This window comes from Micromonospora sp. KC213 (assembly GCF_004348325.1).
Lineage (GTDB): Bacteria > Actinomycetota > Actinomycetes > Mycobacteriales > Micromonosporaceae > Micromonospora.
Genome location: NZ_SMKF01000004.1, coordinates 47031 through 63302 on the forward strand (window position 1 = coordinate 47031; position 16272 = coordinate 63302).

General features: G+C 66.5%; 17 protein-coding genes. 9 read left to right on the forward strand and 8 right to left on the reverse strand.

What is annotated here, in order from left to right; all coding sequences use genetic code 11:
* Nucleotides 1-52 precede the first annotated feature (52 nt).
* The 5 genes from E1166_RS02105 to E1166_RS02125 all read right to left on the reverse strand — a co-directional run bounded on the left by E1166_RS02105 (nt 53) and on the right by E1166_RS02125 (nt 5439).
* Nucleotides 53-1129 carry an ABC transporter ATP-binding protein gene (locus E1166_RS02105; RefSeq protein WP_132335268.1) on the reverse strand — a complete coding sequence of 359 codons (1077 nt, stop codon included), beginning with the start codon at nt 1127-1129 and terminating at the stop codon, nt 53-55.
* The gene (locus tag E1166_RS02110) at nt 1129-2196 is read right to left on the reverse strand and encodes an ATP-binding cassette domain-containing protein (RefSeq protein ID WP_132335270.1); all 1068 of its coding nucleotides are present in this window, start codon (nt 2194-2196) and stop codon (nt 1129-1131) included. The genes E1166_RS02105 and E1166_RS02110 overlap by 1 nt, the downstream gene beginning before the upstream one ends.
* On the reverse strand, nt 2196-3107 hold the full coding sequence (locus tag E1166_RS02115) for a carbohydrate ABC transporter permease (protein ID WP_132335273.1): 912 nt from the start codon (nt 3105-3107) through the stop codon (nt 2196-2198). Before E1166_RS02115 ends, E1166_RS02110 begins: the two co-directional genes overlap by 1 nt.
* Nucleotides 3107-3952 (reverse strand): sugar ABC transporter permease, encoded by an 846-nt coding sequence (locus E1166_RS02120; protein WP_243710092.1) that lies wholly within the window; start codon nt 3950-3952, stop codon nt 3107-3109. The genes E1166_RS02115 and E1166_RS02120 overlap by 1 nt, the downstream gene beginning before the upstream one ends.
* Nucleotides 3953-4053: 101 nt before the next feature.
* On the reverse strand, nt 4054-5439 hold the full coding sequence (locus tag E1166_RS02125) for an extracellular solute-binding protein (protein WP_243710094.1): 1386 nt from the start codon (nt 5437-5439) through the stop codon (nt 4054-4056).
* Between the two features lie 430 nt (nt 5440-5869).
* Here E1166_RS02125 and E1166_RS02130 point away from each other — a divergent pair, with 430 nt between their 5' ends.
* From E1166_RS02130 to E1166_RS02165, 8 genes are all read left to right on the forward strand, one after another.
* A complete protein-coding gene (locus E1166_RS02130; RefSeq protein ID WP_132335279.1) occupies nt 5870-6613 on the forward strand; it encodes a GntR family transcriptional regulator in 744 nt (247 codons plus the stop codon).
* Between the two features lie 88 nt (nt 6614-6701).
* Nucleotides 6702-7271, forward strand: a complete 570-nt coding sequence (locus E1166_RS02135; RefSeq protein ID WP_132265858.1) for a DJ-1/PfpI family protein — start codon at nt 6702-6704, stop codon at nt 7269-7271.
* Between the two features lie 97 nt (nt 7272-7368).
* On the forward strand, nt 7369-8112 hold the full coding sequence (locus tag E1166_RS02140; RefSeq protein ID WP_243710108.1) for an alpha/beta fold hydrolase: 744 nt from the start codon (nt 7369-7371) through the stop codon (nt 8110-8112).
* Between the two features lie 431 nt (nt 8113-8543).
* The gene (locus tag E1166_RS02145) at nt 8544-9212 is read left to right on the forward strand and encodes a hypothetical protein (protein ID WP_132335283.1); all 669 of its coding nucleotides are present in this window, start codon (nt 8544-8546) and stop codon (nt 9210-9212) included.
* A gap of 189 nt (nt 9213-9401) precedes the next feature.
* A complete protein-coding gene (locus E1166_RS02150; RefSeq protein WP_132335285.1) occupies nt 9402-9890 on the forward strand; it encodes a hypothetical protein in 489 nt (162 codons plus the stop codon).
* Nucleotides 9887-10630, forward strand: a complete 744-nt coding sequence (locus E1166_RS02155; protein ID WP_132335287.1) for a hypothetical protein — start codon at nt 9887-9889, stop codon at nt 10628-10630. The genes E1166_RS02150 and E1166_RS02155 overlap by 4 nt, the downstream gene beginning before the upstream one ends.
* 1 nt (nt 10631) lies before the next feature.
* Nucleotides 10632-10946, forward strand: a complete 315-nt coding sequence (locus tag E1166_RS02160) for a hypothetical protein (protein ID WP_132335289.1) — start codon at nt 10632-10634, stop codon at nt 10944-10946.
* A gap of 12 nt (nt 10947-10958) precedes the next feature.
* Complete coding sequence (locus tag E1166_RS02165; protein ID WP_132335291.1) at nt 10959-11753, forward strand: hypothetical protein; 795 nt, start codon at nt 10959-10961, stop codon at nt 11751-11753.
* A 703-nt stretch (nt 11754-12456) separates the two neighbouring features.
* On the opposite strand, the gene E1166_RS02170 is transcribed toward E1166_RS02165, so the two are convergent.
* A complete protein-coding gene (locus E1166_RS02170; RefSeq protein ID WP_132335293.1) occupies nt 12457-13026 on the reverse strand; it encodes a TetR/AcrR family transcriptional regulator in 570 nt (189 codons plus the stop codon).
* Nucleotides 13027-13103: 77 nt separating this feature from the next.
* Between E1166_RS02170 and E1166_RS02175 the strand changes: the two genes are divergently transcribed.
* Nucleotides 13104-13601, forward strand: coding sequence for an FBP domain-containing protein (locus E1166_RS02175; RefSeq protein ID WP_132335295.1), 498 nt, complete (start codon nt 13104-13106; stop codon nt 13599-13601).
* Nucleotides 13602-14086: 485 nt separating this feature from the next.
* Here E1166_RS02175 and E1166_RS02185 read toward each other — a convergent pair whose 3' ends face one another.
* A complete protein-coding gene (locus E1166_RS02185) occupies nt 14087-14689 on the reverse strand; it encodes a hypothetical protein (protein ID WP_243710095.1) in 603 nt (200 codons plus the stop codon).
* A 303-nt stretch (nt 14690-14992) separates the two neighbouring features.
* A complete protein-coding gene (locus tag E1166_RS02190; RefSeq protein ID WP_132335301.1) occupies nt 14993-16243 on the reverse strand; it encodes a hypothetical protein in 1251 nt (416 codons plus the stop codon).
* Nucleotides 16244-16272: the final 29 nt, after the last annotated feature.

Genomic DNA, 16272 nt, shown 5'->3' on the forward strand with positions numbered 1-16272 from the left:
CGAGGCTCGATTGCCATGTGCGGGCGCATGTTGCCGTCGCCGCCCGGCGCGGTTACCGTCCGGCCTCGGACAGCGACACCCCGGTGCCCGCATCGAACAGGTGCGCGCGGTCCAGGTCGACCGTGACAAGCAGCCGCTCGCCCGGCGTGCCGGTGACGGTGGGTCGTGCCTTGACCTTGAGGATCTCCGTCCCCACTCGGACGTCGACCACCGTTCGGTCACCGAGCGGCTCAAGCCCGTAGAGCTCCCCCGACAACGACGCGTTCCCACGCTGCTCGACGGACAGGTCCTCCGCGCGCAGGCCCAGCAGCAGCGGACGACCGTCCTCAGCCGTGGTCCAGCGGGGCCGCGGCAGCGTCCAGCCTTCCGTACCGACGAGACGGTCTCCCTCGGCGTGGCAGGCGAGCAGGCTGATCGGCGGACTCCCGACGAATCCTGCGACCCACTGGTTGGCCGGACGCTCGTACACCTCGGTCGGCGTGCCGACCTGTTGCACCTTCCCCTCCCTGAGGACCGCGACCTGGTCGGCCATGGACAGGGCCTCGACCTGGTCGTTGGTCACGTAGACGAAGGTCGCTCCGAAGCTCCGGTGGATGCGGGTGAGCTCGGTGCGCATCTCGACGCGGAGCTTGAGGTCGAGATTCGTCAGCGGCTCGTCCATGAGGAATGCGCGCGGCCGCCGGACCAGTGCCCGGGCCAGGGCGACACGCTGCATCTCACCGCCCGACAACTGCGCGGGACGACGCTGCAACAGACGTTCGATGTGCAGCAGGCTCGACATCTGCTCGACGGCAGCGGCGATCTCGCTCGAGGAACAGCCGCGTGCCCGTAGCGGCGAAGCGATGTTCTCGTACGCGGTGTGTCGCGGGTAGAGAGCATAGCTCTGGAAGACCATGGCCAGGTCGCGTGCGGCCGGGGCGTCACCGGTCGCGTCCCTCCCGTCCAGATGCACCGACCCGGCGTCAAGCTTCTCAAGGCCGGCGATCGCTCGCAGGGTCGTCGTCTTGCCTGCCCCGGACGGCCCGAGCACGACGAAGAACGAGCCGTCCGGCACGTCCAGCGTCACCCCGTCCAGGGCCTGGACTTTGCCGAAGGACTTGCACAGCCCGTGCACTGCCACGGTTCCCATCAGGCCACCAGCTCTTCCGTGCTCACGTCATAGACCGCCGGGGTCCCGCCGGTGTGCCGCAGCCCGACCCGTGCGTCAACGGCGAAACGGCCAGTCGGTGGCATCCGTACCCGTACGTCGCGCTGGTCGCCGTGGTCAACCACGTAGATGATTTCGTCGCCCAGCCACTCCGCCGAGACCACGCGGGCCGGGACCGAACCTTCCGCCCCTGGTTCTGTCACTTCCAGCGCCTCCGGCCGGACGCCTGCGAGCAGGCAACGGTCGCGCGGCAGGCCTGGCGGTGGCGTGAGGACCAGTCCGCCCTGACTGCGCAGCTTCCCGTCGGCCACCTCCACCTCGATCAGGTTCATCGGCGGGGAGCCGATGAATGCGGCGCAGAAAAGACTCGCCGGACGTTCGTAGACTTCCAGCGGCGTGCCGATCTGCTCGACGCGGCCCTTGTTGAGGATGGCGATTCTGTGACCGAGCGACATCGCCTCGACCTGGTCGTGGGTGACGTAGACCATCGTCGTCCCCAGCTCCCCCTGCAGGTGCTTAATCTCCGTGCGCATGTCCGCCCTCAGCTCCGCGTCCAAATTGGTGAGAGGCTCGTCCATGAGGAATGCGCGCGGTCGTCGCACCAGGGCGCGAGCAAGCGCGACGCGCTGCTGCTCCCCGCCGGACAGCCGGCGCGGTCGCCGGTCCAGGAGCGAACCAAGCCGCATCAGCCGGGCGGCCGCGTCGACCCGCTCGCGCACCTCCGCCTTGGGTAGTCCCTCGGCCCGCAGTGGGAACGCCAGGTTGTCGCGGGTTCTCAGATGCGGGTAGAGAGCGTAGAACTGGAACACCATGGCGATGTCGCGCTCGGCGGGCGGCAGGTCGTTGACCAGCGTGTTGCCGATGCGGATGTCGCCCGTCGTCTGCCTCTCCAGGCCGGCTATGGCCCGCAGCGTGGTCGTCTTGCCGCAACCCGACGGGCCGAGCATCACGAACAGCTCGCCGTCGCCGATGGACAGGTCCACGTGATCAACTGCGACCGTCCCGTCCGGGTACCGCTTGTGCAGGGCGGTCACCTCGATGCCCGCCATCAGCGTCGCACCGCCCCGAGCGTCACGCCGGCGACGAGGTGCTTGCGCACCAGGTAGGCGAAGACGAACACCGGTAGGGCGCACACCACGGAGGCGGCGGCCACGAGACCCCAGTCCACGGTGGTGCCACCGATGAGGCCGGCGATGGCGGGTGGAGCCGTCCGCACGTTGTCGCTGGAGGTGAGGAAGATGGCGAACACGAACTCGTTCCACGAGAAGATGAGTGCGAAGACCGCCGTGGCGGCAATGCCGGGCACGAGCAGGGGAAGGGTAAAACGCCAGAACGCCTGCAAGCGGGTGTAGCCGTCGAGCATGGCGGCATCCTCGTACTCCGCGGGCACCTCGTCGACGAACCCCTTCATCATCCAGATCGTGAACGGGAGGTTGAACGCGGCGTAGATGAGGATCAGGCCGAGCTTGGTGTCGATGAGTCCGACTTGGCGGTACATGAGGAAGATCGGGACCACGACCACCACGGGCGGCATGAAGCGGGTGGACAGGATGAAGAACAGTTGGTCCTTCTTGGCCTTCACGGCGAAGCGTGAGTAGGCCCAGGCTGCCGGGACCCCCAGCACGGTAGCCAGCACCGTGGAGACCCCGGCGACCAGGACGGAGTTGAGGAACGAGACGGACAAGGCCGAGCGACCGCCGCCGGAGGCGACAAACACGTCCTTGAAATGCTCCGAAGTGACCTGAAAGTCGACAAACTTGGCCGGAATGGCGTAGACGTCTCGGTTCTCCTTGATGGACGTCTCGATCATCCACAACACCGGAAAGAGCATCACGACGGCCAGTACGGCCAGCAGCGCGACCTCCAGGATGGAGCGGCTCCGGCCGCCAAGGCGGCGCGCGCCGGGCGGGTGATCCCGGACAGGACCTGTGGACACGGCCTCGTTGACGGAGACGGCCATCAGTCCTCCTTGAGCTTGTTCAAGTAGCGCAGGTAGAGCTGGGTGAGAACGATGACGACGAGGACCATGAGGATCCCGTACGCCGAGGCGGTTCCGGTGTGGAAGCCCAGGAACGCGACCTTGTAGACGTGGAACGACAACGTCTCGGTGGAGACGCCCGGACCTCCGCTGGTGAGGATGTAGACGAGGTCGAACAGCCGGAATGCCTCGATGGCCCTGAACAACACGGCAATGAGCAGCAGCGGCCACACCAGCGGAAGAGTGATGGTGCGGAACCGGAACCACTCGGACGCCCGGTCGATCGAGGCGGCTTCGTACAAGTACCTGGGAACCGCGGTAAGGCCCGCAAGCGCGATGAGCATGATGAACGGCGTCCATTGCCAGGTGTCGACCACGATCAGGGAAATCAACGCCGTTCGCTGCCGGGTGAGCCACTCCACCTGCCCCACGCCGAGCGAGCCGAGCATGCTGTTGATCACGCCGAATTGCGCGTCGAGCATGAATCGCCAGAACAGCCCGACCACGACCGGTGACAGCATCATCGGCACCAGGAACAGAGTGGTCAGCAGTCCTCGCCCGTGCGTGCGCCGTGAGATCAGGTAGGCGATGGCGAAACCGAGCACGGTCTGCAGGCCGACCGCGCCGACCACGTAGATCAACGTCGTCAAGGCCCTCTGGTGGACCTGCGCCGAAGTCAGGATGGCGGTGTAGTTCCCGAACCCAACGAAATGGGCGGGCCCCCCGCGGGTGGCCGAGTAGTCGGTGAAAGACAGGTACAACGCCCACAGCAACGGGAACACCGACATTGCGAGCAGCAGCAGCAGCGCGGGGGAGATGAAGGCCACGGCGAGCCCGCGGTCGCTCAGCCGGCGGGACCGACCCGGTGCAGGTGGCGTCGCAGACGCCACCTGCCCGGGGTGGCCGGTCGTCAGCGGGACGGGGTCGCTCACAGTCCGCCGCCGCCCTTGCGGCTGCTGGAGTCGAGCACGCCCTGCTGCTCCTTGGCGATGTCGTCGAGCGCATCCTTCGGCTTCTTCGCGCCGTTGAGAGCCGCGTTCACATTGGTGTTCTCAATGTCGACGAGGCGCGCGTACTCGGGCACGTTCCACATGTCCCGCATCCGCGGAACCGAGTCGGTGTACACCTGGTTGAAAGGCCCGGCATTGAGGAACTCGGGCGACTCCAGGGCGTCCGTACGCGATGGCACACCGCCAGCCGCGGCCCACTTCTTCTGGATATCAGCCCGCTCGAACCACTTCATGAAGTTCAGGGCCTCCGCCTGGTTTGCCTTGGAGGAGTAGGCCGACACGTGCATCCCCATACCGCCGAGAGGGACCAGGTTCGTCTTCTGGCTCGGCAGGGTGGCAAAACCCGGTTTGTCGAGAATCTGCTCCCGCGTGGTGCCGAGCGTCGACTGCTTCGGATCAAGCAGGCCGCCGCTCGCGGCGATCCAGTTGAACGCGATGCATGCCTTGCCCTGGGCGACCGCCGCGTTCACCTCGTCGATGAACCAGTTGCCGGAGCCCTTGGCGGTCAGCGGCTTCATCTTGTTGACCAGGACGTCCATCGCCTCCTGGCCCGCAGCGTCGTTGAGGACGCCCTCGATCTTGCGCGTCTTGGAGTCCCAGAGGTTGCCGCCGTAGACGCCGTTGACCGTGTTGTAGGTCACGGCAGCGGCGTCGGAGCCGTTGGCCTGGTGGAAAGCCAGCCCGCTGACGCCGGGGTTGTCCGCCTGGCACCGCTCGGCGACTGAGATCATCTCGTCCCAGGTCTGCGGTGGCTTGTCGCCGATCAGGTCCTTGCGGTAGATCATCGTCCAGGTGTCGCCGAGCAGCGGCAGTCCGTACAGGCTGGCGTTTTCGTCGCGCTTGCCGGTCTCCGCCTGGGGAAACTGGCCGTAGGCCGCCAGGAGGTACGGGTTGTAGGCCTTGACGTCGATGTTGTTCTTGACGAAGTCGGTGATGTCGAGGATGTTGCCGTTCGTCACGGCCTCGCCGATGTGTTGCGAGTCCAGGATCGCGATGTCGAAGTCGGTCTTGCGCGCGGCGAACTGGGTGAACATCGCGTCGTGCCAGTTCGCGTTCGGCACGGTGTTGACCTTGATGGTCGTGTTCGGCCGCTCCTTTTTGTACTCCGCGTTCGCGAAGGCTTCCAGTGCGTGGGCGGGAGGCCAGTCGAACCAGATGAAGCTGAGGGTCAGCGGGTCCTTGGTGAGCTCCGGGATGGTCGCCGGCGCCTTGGGGGCGCTCGCCTTCGCGCCGTTGTCCTGGCCATCGCCGCAAGCCGCCACGGTCGTGGCCACCAGCAGCATGGCCGCTGTCGCCAGCTGCACCTTCCGACTGGGAACGGGCATTCGTCCTCTTCGCTGCATCTTCTTGCCTGCTCTCTGGATTCGGACTTCTAGAGCCTCGCTATGTGCTTCGCCGAGCAGTTGCTGGGTTGTTCAGGCGGGTTGCCGGGCTGTCGCGGGGGCCGACCCGCGGACCGGCGTCACGAGTGCGCCACGATGTACTGGGTCTTCATACGGTCGAGCGGTCCTTCGGTTCAGCTGCGGCCCGGTGACGAACCGAGCAGGACGTCGATCATGCCCACCAGAGCTCACGGTGATCGACGTAGAGCGATGGCCGGCGGTTCCGCGACGGTGCAGGACAGCGGGGATCCGACGCTTTTCCTATACGATCAACTTGGGGCGTCAGCATGCCGCAGCGTTGTGACTGATGTCAACAGATTCACGAAGGTGCAAGAAAGGACCTCACGTCACGATGGACGACGATGCGATGACCGCGCGGGGCCGTGGGGCCATGGCGGGTGGAATGCCGCCGGGAAGATCTCGCGGCCGGCTTGCCGACGAGGTGTACGACACACTGCTCGGACAGCTGATGTCGCTACGGATCGAGCCTGGCTCCCGCGTCACGATCGACGTCCTGGCGCGAGAGCTGGGGGTCTCGCAGACGCCGATCCGAGACGCTCTGAACCGAATGGAGGCCGAGGGCCTGGTCGTGCGTGTGCCCCATGCTGGCTACCGCATTCCCCCCCAAATCACCCGTCACCGATTCGAGGACATGCTTGAGGTCCGCCTGCTCCTTGAGCCGGCCGCCGCGCGCAGATCCGCCGAACGCGCGTCCTTGGAGCAGGTGGCCGGTCTGCGACGAATGCTGGGGGAGATGGCGGAGCTGGAGGGGGGCAGCGGGCCCATGGCCTATGGCGCCTTCGGGCTACGCGACGCCGCTTTTCACGACCTCGTCGCCCTGAGCGCGGAGAACCAGGTCATCCGTGAAGCGCTCGCTCGCCTGCACAGCCACGTGCATCTCTTCAGGCTTCACCACGACGCCCAGGTCACTCACCTGGCCATGGCAGAGCACGAGGAAATTGTGGCCGCGATCGCCGCGCGTGACCCCGACGCCGCTGCCTACGCGATGCGTCGGCACATCTTGCGGTCCGGCGAGCGTTTCCGACGATTGTTCGACGAGGCCAAGGACGCGGACGGAACGGCGGTAGAGGCTTGACGGGCGAACTGGGCCGGGGAATGCTAATTCAACCGGATCGGATCGGATTGGATCTACGTCACCCGCCCCGAGATGCGAGGAGAAGCAGGTGCCCAGAGCGCTGCTCCTGATCGGCGACGCCGCCGAGGAGCTCGACACCATGTATCCCTACTATCGCGTGCAGGAGGGCGGCTGGGACGTTGACGTCTCGTCACGGACGATGCGTGACGTGCAACTGGTCATCCACGAGTTCGATCCCAACTCCGACGCCTACGTGGAGAAGAACGGCCGGAAGCTGCCGGTCGACGTGCCCTGGGCCGAGGTCGACGTCGAGCGCTATGACGCCCTCATCATTCCCGGGGGACGCGCCCCCGAGTGGATCCGGGTCAACACCGACGTCAGGCGCATCACCGAGCACTTCTTCGCGCGCAACCTCCCCGTCGCGCTGGTGTGCCACGGTGCGCAGGTACCAGCGGTGTACGGGCTACTGAAGGGTCGAAAGACGGCCTGCTTCCCCCCCATCACCGGTGACATGGAGAACGCAGGCGCGACGGTCGTCGACGCTCCCGACGTGGTGGACGGCAACCTCGTTTCCTGCCGGGGGTGGCCCGACATGCCGCAATTCGGCAGGGCGATGATGGAGCTCTTCTCGAAGTCCGTCAACCCCGCATCGGCATGAGCACACCTGGCCTGCCCCGGTGACGGCACTTCGGACCGTCACAGTCGACGGCTCCCCCGTCCACGTCCTGGAGAGCGGCACCGGGCCCGCGGTGCTGATGCTGCACGGCTCCGGACCCGGCACGACCGGGTCCGGAGCCTGGGCGACGACGGTGCAGGCGCTGGGCACGTCCTGGCACCTGGTGGCTCCTGACCAAGCGGGGTTCGGCCGTACACCCATCCCGGCGGGCTCCAGGGGTGGGCTCCGGCTGTGGACGGAGCAGGCCGCGGGCCTGATGGATGCTCTCGGTATCGAGTACTACGCTGTGGTGGGTCACTCCATGGGCGGTGCCGTGGCGCTGGCGATGGCGGCCACGCGCCCCCAGCAGGTCACCCGTGTCGTGGCGGTCTCGACGATGGGCGCCCCCGGGGCGCCGCTGTCCGCCGAGCTCGACGCGGTCTGGGCCGCCCCCGCCAGCCCGCTCGGGGCACGAGACATGCTGAGTCGCCTCGTCCACGACCAAGCGCTCGTGACCGATTCGGCCGTCGATACCCGTGCAGCTGCGATGCGAGCGGGGGCGGCCGCGTTCGCGTCGTTGTTCCCTCCACCTAGGGCACGATGGGTCGACGAACTCACCCTCTCGGCGCACACGCTGGCAGCGGTCCGCGCGCCCGTGCTACTCGTTCACGGCGCCGAGGACCGAGTCACCCCGCTCGGGACGGCAGCCCAGCCCTTGCTCGAACACCTGGCCGATGTCCGTCTGCACGTGCTCGGTCGATGCGGGCACGTGCCGGCGATCGAGCACCCGCACGAGTTCAGGCAATTGTTGTCGTGCTTCCTCGGCCGGGACCGAGGTCACTAATCGCTGCGGCAGGTCCGCAGCCCGTGCTCAAGCAGATCAGCATGAAGCAGACGTGATCCGCGCAGGAGCTAACGCCGTCTCCGAGACCCGAGCCGTGCGGCTGCGGGCAGCCGCTCGGTACTGCCGGCATATGGCCCTGCTTGCTGGGTCGACGACCTCATCCGGTTCCGTCATGACACCCGAGAGGGTTCCGGGTGCTCATCGATGGGCACACTCCCCGCCCGCTGCCCTGGGGAGCGAGACGATCACCGAGGCACCTCGGTTTCAGTGGTGATCTCTCCGGCAATCGGGACGGGTCATTGATCAGGAAGCGCTGAACGTGGGGCACCTGTCGGCTACCGCACATCGTTGATCATCGTATCGTCGACACATAGCGACCGTGGGGTAGCGGTATCGATCACCCCTCGGACACGATCGTTGAAATCGACGCGGTGCGGGAGCTGGGGGAGGCGCTGGAGCTGCTGCGCAGCGGGGTGATCTTCCCGAGCGTGGACCTGGACGACTTCGAGTTCGTCTACACGAACGGCGACGGCAGGTCGATCGAGCAGATGTCCGACGAGGAGTGGGAAGCGTTCATCGAGTCCGGCGAGGAGCCTTACATCACGGTGACGGAGGGCCGTGGCGGTGGCCCCTCGTCGGCAGGCAGGGTTCATGAAGGCGCGGCTGGAGCTGGTCGACGACGCCTCCGGCTGGGTCGGCCGGAGCCGTCGAGCCCGGCCCCGGTAGGCGGGAAGCTGGCCGACTCTCTCCGGGCGTTCTCGCGGCAGCCGTGCGGCGGGCGGTCGCGGCAGGCTTCGCCGCCGAGCAACGGCGGACCGCCATCGCAGAACGGCCGATCGAATCGCCGCGACGATCGGCCGCGCCCGCAGGACGTTGGTGGCGGCGCTCGCCGCCGAGGTGCACAACAAGTAGGGAAGAAGTCTGGTGGGCTGCAACTGCGGCAGCAAGGCACGACGCACTGTATAGACGTTGTCCTACGAGGACGGCCGCAACGGCGGCGAGTACAACTCAAGGCACAGGCGGAGGTCGCTGACGTCTGTAACGGTGGTGGCGGCACGATCCAGAGGGGCATGGTTACCGAGCGGCGTGTGCCTTCATGAGTTTCGACGCTGAAGGTCCATGCAGGATGACCGCGTCGGCGGTTTGTAGTCCGCTGCATGCGTGGCCAGGCCCTCGGCGGGCAGCTTGGGGCCGTGAGGGGGCAGGGTTGCGCCGGTTGGACCGGATGCGACAAGCTGAAACGTCACGTAGTGAGACGCCGCTGTTGCCATAGGCTATTGGCCTCCTATATGGAGGACGGGGGAGACGAGTATGGTGCTCAGGTCAGCGACGGCTGGAGCAGGAAGACCTCAGCGGCAATGACTGGTGCTTCTCGGTTGAGCCGAACCAGCCTGCTGCTGTGGGCCGTTGGCCCGGTTCTCGAACTATCGGCCGTCGCTGCGGCTACCGCGGTTTTCCCCGAGGTGGCCGAGGCATCAGTCTTTGGCTCGCCGTGGACTGAAGTCGTCCTGATCGGGGCGCTGTGCGCGACGCTGGTCGGAGTCCTGATGGCACGGCGGTCGTCCGGCCCGTCCTCCGGTAGGCGTTGGGGGGTTGCCGCCGTGCTGTGGATCCTGGCCGGCGTCGTGGCCCTGGTGACGACTTGGTTCTTCATGAGTGGCAGGTGGCTGGTGTACGGCGTCTTGCTGGCGCACTCCGCTGTTTCTATGTTCGTGATCGCCCAACAGGTGACGCGAGCTCCGGTCAATGAGCATCCGTCGGCGGTGGCGAGCCGATGAGCGACGAGATTATCCAGAAGCTACGGCAGTTGCACCAGTACACGGCAGATCTGCGATCGCTGGTCGAACAGTTGCAGCCGCGGTTGCCGCAAGCGACAACCGCCGCCACCGATCCATCTGGAGTGGTGCACATTAGCGTGGACGCGAACGGAATACCGGAGCTCATCCACGTCGAGGTCGGCTGGGAGCGCCGTGTCGATCCTCAGCACCTGGGCGCATGCGTTCTCTCGGCTTATCAGGAGGCGGCCAGCAAGGTCATGCAGTCGCTGGCAGAGGGTCTCAACGTTGACGACTGGCGTTCGGGAACGGAGGACGTGGCAGCGAGGAGCCAGCGCCCCAGCGCTGCCGGCCCACCGTTGCCGCAGGTGCCGGTCTACGGCCGGCCGCGCGACCCGCTGGCTCTTGCCGAGGAAGCCATGAAGGCGCTTCAGGTAGCGCGAGCAAGAGCGGTCACATCTGCGACAGCACATGTTGGACAGGCTGATGGACAGCGGGTGTCCATCACGCTTTCTGCATCCGGCTTGCAGGGCTGCTCCATCGAGCCGGCCTGGGCGGAACAGCAGAGTGCAGCATCCATCAACGATGCCCTGGATCAGGCGCTCAGGTCTGCCCGATCGTCACTGGACGATGCCAACTCTCGTGGGGGGACCGAGACGCAGGTACTGGACACTCTGGCCGGTGAGGCGCTGGCAACCCTCGTATCCATCACCGAGACGACTGAACGCCGGAAGGGATACTGAGATGTCATCCCCCAGCCACGGACAGGTCACCGTAGCGACCGACGTACTGCGTCGGGAAGCCGGCGAGTGGGATCTGCAAGGCGCTGCCATCGGTGAAATCATGGCGAAGACCAGTGGAATGGAATTGGGCAGGGCCGAGGCCGGACTGTTCCAGATCATTGTGTCGCCCTACAACGAGGTTGTGAACGCGGTGACGGACCGCTGCCGTGAGGGCCAGGCGGCGATGGCTGAGGTTGCGCAGACGCTGCGGGTGGTGGCTGGCACCTACGAGGAAGAAGACCTCAACAACGCGCACACGTTGCGAGACCTCTACTGAGCGAGGAACAGGGTGGATTTCAGCAAGGCTCAGTTCCAAGCGCTGATAGATGACATTACATCAGGGCTCGGCGACTTCTCCAACCATCTGAACGACATCGTTCCAGCTGCTACGGCGGCAGCCAACCGCTGGTATGTCCCGCCGGAGGTGGGGGAAATCATCGTCTCGATGGCCAACAAGGTGATCGAGGTAGGCAAGAGTCTGCTTCAACTCTTCATAGACGTACTGAAGGGCGCGGCCGCGCCGATCTTCATGTTCAGTGACGCATGGCGGTGGATGGATGTGCGCGGTTCGGCAACCGGCATCGCCAGCGCCCTGACCGAACAGCACCTTGTGGTGGACAACTCTGACTGGTCCGGCAAGGCACGCGATGCCTACGTCGGAAGCGTCTCCAGCCACTCTGATGCTGCGGCTCGCATCGGCTCAGTCGCTTCCAGCACGTCCAACTGTCTGATCGGCTGCGCGGTGGCAGGGTCCGGCTTCTACATCACGCTCGCTGTCGTCCTGGCCAAGCTGATCACCGCGACAATCACCGCTGTGGCCGCGTTCGGCTCCGGTGTTTTCTCCCCGGCCGGTGCGGCTCTTATCCTGGAGGAGGCGGGCGTCAACACCGCCATCATCGGCACCGCCCTCACCGCTCTCGGTGCCTTCCTCGCAGCGCAGACCGGAACGATGATTGTCCTGCACGGCGAGGCGGTCGACGCTACCTCCTTCCCGGGCGGAAAATGGCCCTCGTCCAACACCTCCACGTTCAACGACGCAACCGTCACTGATGGGGACGCTGACTGGTCGCTCGCTGGTGACTGATCGGCGAAGGCCCGGGAGGAGTCCTCGGGTGGCGGGATCCGCACCTCCGGTGGATCACGCTCGGTTCCTTCCGGGCCTTCCTACCCGCTCGCGCGGGTGGCTCAGGGCCGAATAACGGCTCCAGGCACGGGGGTTCCGCGGCCGGCTGCGCGCCACGGCCTCGACGAATGCCAGGTCCGCGACTGGCGAGCCCTGGCACGCCCACATCACCCTGTCCATGGCCGCCCACGCCTGGCTGTCCGTGGCCTAATCCTCTACCACGAAAGGGGATCCAGCCTCGGCGACGACATGATGATCGGCTACACGGTACCGGAGACCGGAAGACTGCTCACCGCACTCGTAGTGCGATCAACCCACCCGCCAGAGCGCGTCGGGGCTTGGTCCCACTGGTGCAGGAGACGCCAACACCAAGCCGGAACCTGCCACTACCGACGACGCGGCTACCCCTGACCAACTGCCGTTGCAGTACCAGGGGCCTGGTAAATAAGGGGTTCAGGTGGGTTGGTGGCGGGCGAGGCGGCGGGTCATGACGATCATCATGGCCCATTGGTGGTGGGTGCGATACGTCGACACGCTGCGACTGGGGCAACAGGGTGGACGCCAACCGCGCCGACAATACCGGCCCGTTCCCGGTCAGGCGGTCGACGTGGCCTGAGCAGCAACCGGCGCCTGCCCGGGGACCGGATGGTGTCCCGCGGGCGGGTTAGTCCGGCGGCCAGGTGGTCAGGACGGCGTCGAGGGCGTCCAGGGACCTCCGCCAGGAGTCGTCCGCTGTGCGCGGGTGATGGCGGAACCCGCCGGCCCTCTCCAGGCTGACGAAACCGTGCAGGGTGCTGTGCAGGAAGCGCACCGCGTCCGTCTGGGCGGGTTCGGCCAGCGCGTAGCCCCGGAGGATTGCCCGGGTCAGCTCGGCGTGTCGGCGTGCCGCGCTGCCGGCGGGTGATTCCGCGTCGATCTCGATCTGGGCGGCGGCGTACCGGCCCGGGTGGGCCTTGGCGTAGTCGCGGTAGGCGTTTGCGAAGGCTACCAGCGCGTCCTTGCCGGCGCGACCGGCCAGGGCCTCCGCCACCCGGTCGGCCAGCTCGGTCAGGGCCAGCGCCGCCAGCCTCATCCGCAGGTCCTGCACGTTGCGGACGTGCGAGTAGAGGCTCGCGTCCCGTACGTCCAGGCGGCGGGCGAGCGCCGAAACGGTCAACTGGTCGAATCCCACCTCGTCCGTCAGGTCCGCCGCAGCGTTGACCAGGCGTTCGACGGTCACTTTTGTGCGTGCCACGTTACCCTCCTGCCTAGGATCTCTAGGTTAGCGCATAGTGGTTGGCACTCCTAGCCTGGGTGAGATAGCTTCGAGGCATGGTTCCCCTGACCGAGCACGACGTCCGCGCGTCATTCGTCAACTGCACCAAGGGTGAGACGAAGCGCCTTGCCCTGCCCCGGGACCTGACCGAACGACCCTGGGCCGACCTGGACTTTCTCGGCTGGCGGGACCCCGCCGCACCCCAGCGGGCCTACCTGGTAGTCGAGTCCGACCAGGGGCCGGTGGGGGTGGCGCTGCGACTGGCGGCACCGTCCGCCGGACGGGCCCGGCGCAGCATGTGCTCGTTGTGCCTGACCAACCATTCCGGTGACGGGGTGTCGCTGATGACCGCCCGCAAGGCTGGGCGGGCCGGACAGCAGGGCAACTCGGTGGGCGTCTACATCTGCACCGACCTCGCCTGCTCGCTCTACCTGCGAGGCCGCAAACAGACCGGGCTCGGCGGTCGACTCCACGAGTCGATCACTCTGGCCGAGAAGATCGACCGGACCCGAGCCAACCTGGTTGGCTTTCTGGACAAGGTGGTCGCGGGCTGACGGTGGGTGGAGATCAGGCCGACGAGCAGCCGCCGTCGCCGGCACCGATCCGCGAGCTGGCCGAGTGGGGGTCGGTCAATCCTCGGCGACGGCGTCGAGGCGTGCCCGTCGGCCACGACGATTCCACGATCCGTCAGCGTGACCGCGCCGGCCTGAGCGAGCCGGGCCAGGACCCTGTTCACCGTGACGCGACTGAGGCCGAGTACGCGAGTCAGCTGCTCTGCGATCCGCGCCAGGCGCTCGTTGGCGCCGAACCAGACCATCCGGTACCGGGGGCGGATTTTGTGGACGATCGTCTGTCGGTGCAGCGTCCAGCGGACGAAGGCGGTCCGATCCAGGTCGCTGACGGCGATCCACGTCCTGGTCGAAGTGGAACGCGGCGGACCCGCGAGTCATCCAGACCCGGGTACCCGGCTGACTTCCCGATGGTTGCTGTCTGCAGTTCTGGTGCGGCATCTCTGGGCAACGGCTCGATCGCGGGGCGCTCACAGTCGGCCGGACATGGGCCAGTTTCTCCAATCTGTATTCGGTGGCAGCGTTGGCCGATAGAGAGCTGCGTCGGCGGTAGCGAGCACTTGTGCAATCTGTTGGTACGCCTCGATGTCGCTCGGCCCCACCATCATCAATCGGCCCGCCTCCTGGGAGGTGTGATGGTGGGGAGAGAGCGGGATGAGGACCTCATGGTGCCAGTCTTCCAACCGCAGCACCTCGGGCAGATCGGCGGGGATGAGCTGCCGCAGCTCCGACTCATCGGCCAGCAGTAGCTCCCGGTGCTGGGGCACCAGCATCCGGAAGAGCTTCTCCGGTTCGATGTGCGGTGGCGCGTCGAGGTGGACCTGTCGGCCGCGCATCACGATCGGTACCTGCCGGAACGGCCAAGGCCATTCCGCATCCTCGTCGAACAACTCGGCCATATTGTCGACCCGGCTGAGGTGACGGTCACGGACGGCTGGCGACTCGCCGACGACGCAGTTCCCGACCGGATGCAGTACATCGACGACGTTGCCGGCCCGCGGATCGTAGCCGACCGTCTCCATGAGGAGTGCCCATCGGACGGCGTCACTGTAGGCGTGCAGCCGGGCGGTCACCAGGTAGCGGTACGGATGCTCCAGTTGCCCGAATCGATGCGTTGCGGCGGCTCGGTCGAGTTCGGCGAGGATGTGCTCACTGTTCACCCTTCTACCCTACGGGCCGCTGGCGCTCGGTCCCGGGGATGTGAATCTCAGACGCAAGCGCGTAGTAGGCCAGCTGCATCCATTATGCAGCACCTGCTGTCCGGCTCGGTCAGTCCAACCTGAACCGCAGTTTGAGACACACCCTACAGATCACCGAACCGCGTCCTCGCTGAGAACCGGACGGGAAATACGGATCCATTCGGTCTGAGGAGCCAGCTACGGCGCTGGCACCGAGATCGGTGACCACGTAGCCCCGCCGTTCAGCGACGTCGAGTAGAACCCGTCGCCCCTCTGGGCCGTGATTATCCCGCTGCGTTCGATGAAGTTGGAGACATTGGGCCCGGCCTCCAGTCTCGTAAAGGTGCGACCCCGATCGGCGCTGATCATCGGACCGTTGAGCTCCGTGCCGATCAGCAGCCGTCCATCCGGCCCGACGATCGCGCCCAGGATCGAGGCGGGTTGCCCTTCGCCGTCTCGGACTTGGGTCCACGTTCGGCCCGCGTCCGTGCTGGCGTACATGGGCCCGAAGCCGTTCTTGGCGTCCTTGCGCTGGACGGAGAACACCGCGTACCGGAGGCTGCCGGGTCCCACCAGCAGCCTGGGCGCGGACAGCAGTTTGTCCGGCTTGGGGAATCGTGACACTGACCAGGTACGGCCACCGTCGCGGGTAGTGGCCAGAGCGGGGACATCGCCCCGGGCGGCGCCGGAGATCCATCGGGTGCCGTCAGGGGCGATCGTGGACTCTGACGAGCCGTGGACCTGCTCCAGCGGCACGTTGGGCACCTTCAAGCGCATGCCGGTGTCCGGGTCGATCACCGTCAGTTCGCGGATGTCGCAGTTCGTATCGCGACAACGGGTGTGTAGACGCCCGGCGGCGGGGATCTCGGCGACGCTTCGCGCAACGGAGTCCGGTGCCGAACGCCACGTACGGCCGGCGTCGATGCTCACCCACCACTCTCCGCGGTCTTCGATCACGACGGTATGTGTGGTGACGGCGTGCAGGTCGGCGCTATAGCCCTCGGGCGGCGCAACCTTCGCCAACGGAAGCTTTCGATGCTGGTAGGTCTGGCCACCGTCGGTGCTCACGGCCAGTCCGTACGAGCAGAACTGCTTACCGTCGGGGCACGTCGCGGTCAGCGCGAACCCGTGGTCCCGGTCGACGAACTGGACGAATAGGGCATCGAACCGCGTCCCGTTGACCTCGCCGGCGTCCACTCCGGTAACAGCGTTGTCGGAATAGGTCGTGTCCGCCGCCACCGCGGCGCTGCCCCGGCTGACCGTCTCGCCGGGTGCCGCGTGTCCAACCGACACGCCAATCGCCGCCAACAACGCCGCCGCGATGAAGGCGCTACCAGTTCGGCGGCGCCACCTATCTGCGGTCTGCGGCCGCCGGTCAGACGATAGCCCGTCATGGGGCGGGTTGGCCTCGCTCCAGACGATCAGCTCATGGCGCGGTGTGGCGGGCATACGCCACCTCTTTTCGGTAGGTGTATGAA